The organism is Candidatus Melainabacteria bacterium RIFOXYA2_FULL_32_9, assembly GCA_001784615.1.
In the GTDB taxonomy this organism is placed as follows: Bacteria; Cyanobacteriota; Vampirovibrionia; order Gastranaerophilales; family UBA9579; genus UBA9579.
This window is the reverse complement of the sequence record MFRQ01000125.1, coordinates 14537-18339: the sequence shown is the minus strand read 5'-3', so window position 1 is coordinate 18339 and position 3803 is coordinate 14537. Positions and strand designations below refer to the sequence as shown.

The window sequence follows — 3803 nt, the reverse complement described above, 5'->3', positions numbered from 1 at the left end:
CAGTAGAGGCTAGTATGCCTATATCCGGCACAATAGCTGCATCACTAAATGGAAAACAATCGCAATCCGGGGTTATATTCATTAAGAAATTAATATATCCAATCTTATTTTCTTTTCCTTTAACTGCTCCGTAAGCATATTCTGTCATTTTTTCCATAAATGGCACGATTTCTGTCGCCCAGTCTATTTCTATTGCACGTGATAAGCATAAAGTTATACATTCACAGCAGCCTTCACAAAGCTCCTGATCAATTTTAGCTTTTTGATTCTCTAATGATATGGCTTTACCTGGACAAATTGTGATGCATCTTCCGCAGCCTACACAGGTTTCTTCCATAATAACAGGTCTTGGGGAATGTTGGTCTCTTTTTCCTTGAAATGTTGCGCAACCCATTGCAAGATTTTTCACCGCACCGCCAAAACCAGCTAACGGATGACCTTTAAAATGTGATAAAACAATCATACTGTCAGCATTAACTATATCACTTGCTATTTTTACAGTTTTAAACTGCTTTTTATTTATTTCTACATTAGTTATATTCTGGCTTTTCAGGCCATCAGCTATAATAATTGGGGCTCCTACTACTGTGTAATTAAATCCATGTTCTATTGCAGTAATACTATGATTTACAGCATTATGCCTGCTGCCTATATATAGAGTATTGGTATCTGTCACAAAAGGGTTACCGCCGGCATTCTTTACCTTGTCTACTACCTGTCTTACAAATACCGGATTTATATAACCGTCATTTCCTTTTTCGCCAAAGTGGACTTTAATTGCAGTAAGATCATTCTTTGAGATAAAATCCTTAAATCCTGCTTTGTCAAATAGCTTTTGGATTTTATTTATTTTGCTTTCCTTTTCACTACGTGCTCTTAAGTTTACAAAATATACTTTACTCATCATAATCTTTCTTTCTACAAATTTCCTAAAATCATATAAATCTAACAATAACCTAATAAATTTCTAACAAATAATATGTATTATTATACTAACCAATAAAGTTCATTACAAATACAAGCAACATTATTGGTTTTCCCCAAAAAATACTTGCTCTGACGACTCTTTTACTCTCTGCTAAAGCCCTTGACATAATTTGCAGAAAGTGAGCACTTTAAAAGTGCTCTTTTTTATTTTAAGTAAGCAAGAAAAGTTTTTAAATAAAATTATAAATGTCATCCCGAATTTATTTCAGGATCTAACTACGTCTCAACTATAAGCTATAATTGTATAGATGCCGGACGTATTCCGGCGTAACATCAGTGGGTATTTTTTCTTTCCCCCTTAATTTATATATTAGCAAGATGAGTAAATTATATTTATATTTAAAATTAATTAGGTAGTTTGATATATTTTAGATTAAACTTTTTTATTTTATTTTTTAGCAATCGCAAGTATTTTATGCTTTTTTGCTTATCTGCGTTGCTCCTCCAAATAAATTATTTAATCATATAACTACTTGCAAGAAATTCATGTTTGTTAATAATTAATTATTACCTGAAATCATCAGACACATGAGGAATTACTTGTATGATATACCCAACAAACTATAATGGTTCACAATTTAAAGGACAATTTGATATAGAAAAGCTTCCTGAAAAGAAATTAAGAGGGATTATCATGGATATGAGTCCCGAAACTGTAGATAAAATAAGTAAAATATTACCTACTATCGAATCAAAAGTAGAAAAAGCATTACCCGAAGATGATAAAATTGAATTTAAATTATTTAAATCTTTCTTATTCGGTGACAACAGGTATAAAATAAAATATATACCGGGTGAAGAATCAAGAAAGCAGGGTGCAAAACCTATAACCGAAGAAAATTGGCCTCATAATATTGAAGATACAATTGATTTTGTTAAAGAAATAATAAACAATGCAGGAGCAAATAACTCTGCTACTGAGTTTTTTAATAAAAATACAGATAAAAAGCTGGATTTATTTGCATAAATCCTAGTATAAAAGCTTAATTTTTATATTTAAGGACAGCGAAAAAAATACTTATGGATTTTTGTAGCCTGCTTCCTGCGCGAAGCGGGAGCTTTGCAAGCTCATTCTTATTAACCGGCAAATAATCTAGCAATAAAAAATACTTAGAACAAGTCTCAAAAGTAAAAAATAATATAAAGATTATTCTTAAGGAAGCCTATGCTCCATGTAAGTTTGATGGTGACACAGTCACTTTTCTAAGTCATAACGAGGTGGCACAAAGTGCTAACGTTGTGATCCTACCGATTTTGAATAATTGTTTTTAATTGTAAAATGGATGGATTGCCACAGATTCCTTTGGAATCTTCGCAATGACATTTATACACTTTTTGCTTTTGAGACTACTTGTACGTATTTTTTATTGCGTCCTTAATTTACTTAAAACAGAATGTTCATTACTGAAAATCGCCGACCTTATTAGGTTGTAATTTTCATTTGAAGAGCTATAAATATTAAGTTTCAAATGAAAAGTAAGGAGAACGGTAATGAAAAAGATTCTATTTATGCTGGGTTTGGCACTATTAATAACTCAGCCTGCACAGGCACAGCTTCCTGGTGCAATGGGTTCACCAGGTATTCCTTATGGGTTCTCTATTCCAAGTCAGGTTGTTTCACCTGTATACGGTTTTTTTTATGATCTTCCTCAATATAGCACTCCTCAATACGGTGTACAGGCTTCACCAATTGTGACTCCAAGACAATTTGGGGCTAGAAGTTTTCCAGTTCCTGGAATAACAACTCCTCAACAACCTGGAATCATACAACCTGGAATTACTGTATTTCAACCTGGTTTTGGCCAATTAGGGCAACCATCCTTTCAACCTGGGATCGGGGTTACTCAACCTCAGATTACAACACCAGGCGCAACTACTACACAACCAGGTTTCTGACAGTAATTGAAGCAGATAATATTTTAGAGAAACTTTTAAAGTATGAAGTGCTGATCTACTTTGAATAATAGCTTTTAAAATGGATAGATTGCCACAGATTCCTTCAGAATCTTCGCAATGACAATTGTACGTTTTTTATTTCCTGGATAACCACTTTTTTATATGGATTATATAAATAGATTCATGTTTGAGTTTTCAGCTAGGGTTACGTAGCTTGCTACTCCTGCGACCTCTATCCCATCAACCAACTCTTCTAGTTTTAAACCCATAACATCCATTGACATCTGGCATGCAATTAGCCTTATTCCCTGATCATTAGCTTGCTGAATCAAATCCTGTAACGTCGCTACGTTTTTTTGCTTCATTACATGCTTCATCATCTGTGTTCCCAGTCCAAACATGTTCATTTTAGATAAAATCAACTTATCTGCGCCTTTTGGCATCATAAAACCGAACATTTTATCCAGAATGCCTTTTTTAACTTTTACAGGGTCAGGTTTTCTTAAAATATTTAATCCCCAGAATGTAAAGAACATTGAAACGTTGCTTCCAGAAGCTGCTGCGCCGTTTGCTATTATGAAAGAAGCTAATGCCTTATCAAGATCATTGCTGAATACTACCAGAGTTTTATTATTCGCTGATAGTCCTGATTTATTATGATCTTGTTTACCTGTTCCTTTTTGAATTTTGGCTTTTATTATTTTATTCTCGTCTTTTACATCTATAAGTGTGTTGCCTGTTGAATTACACCATGATTCTATGTCTAATTTAAAGCCCGGATCTGTTGTTTTTACTTCAACAATGTTTCCTGTATCCAAATTTTCAAGCTCTTTTGCAACTTTTAAAATTGGTCCCGGACACTGTAAGCCGCAGGCATCTATTTCAATATATTTTTCTGAATTTTCCATTATTGGCCTTAT

General features: G+C 33.4%; 3 protein-coding genes and 1 pseudogene (1 of these 4 cut by a window edge). 2 read left to right on the top strand and 2 right to left on the bottom strand.

Annotation, left to right across the window (positions count from 1 at the left end):
- Positions 1 to 904 (bottom strand): 4Fe-4S ferredoxin (locus tag A2255_06360; GenBank protein OGI18071.1); only part of this gene is annotated, 904 nt, incomplete at its 3' end.
- A gap of 627 nt (positions 905 to 1531) precedes the next feature.
- On the opposite strand from A2255_06360, the gene A2255_06355 reads away from it, so the two are divergent.
- Together A2255_06355 and A2255_06350 are read left to right on the top strand one after the other, a co-directional pair.
- On the top strand, positions 1532 to 1954 hold the full coding sequence (locus A2255_06355; GenBank protein ID OGI18070.1) for a hypothetical protein: 423 nt from the start codon (positions 1532 to 1534) through the stop codon (positions 1952 to 1954).
- Positions 1955 to 2478: 524 nt separating this feature from the next.
- Positions 2479 to 2883 (top strand): hypothetical protein, encoded by a 405-nt coding sequence (locus tag A2255_06350; protein ID OGI18069.1) that lies wholly within the window; start codon positions 2479 to 2481, stop codon positions 2881 to 2883.
- Positions 2884 to 3050: 167 nt separating this feature from the next.
- Here the strand turns inward: A2255_06350 and A2255_06345 are convergent.
- Positions 3051 to 3803: pseudogene (locus A2255_06345) on the bottom strand (pyridine nucleotide-disulfide oxidoreductase); it runs 1564 nt beyond the window's last position.

Bases quoted from the DNA above. Each gene is read 5' to 3' on its own strand.
- A2255_06355 (OGI18070.1), top strand. From the start codon at position 1,532: ATGATATACCCAACAAACTATAATGGTTCACAATTTAAAGGACAATTT.
- A2255_06350 (OGI18069.1), top strand. From the start codon at position 2,479: ATGAAAAAGATTCTATTTATGCTGGGTTTGGCACTATTAATAACTCAG.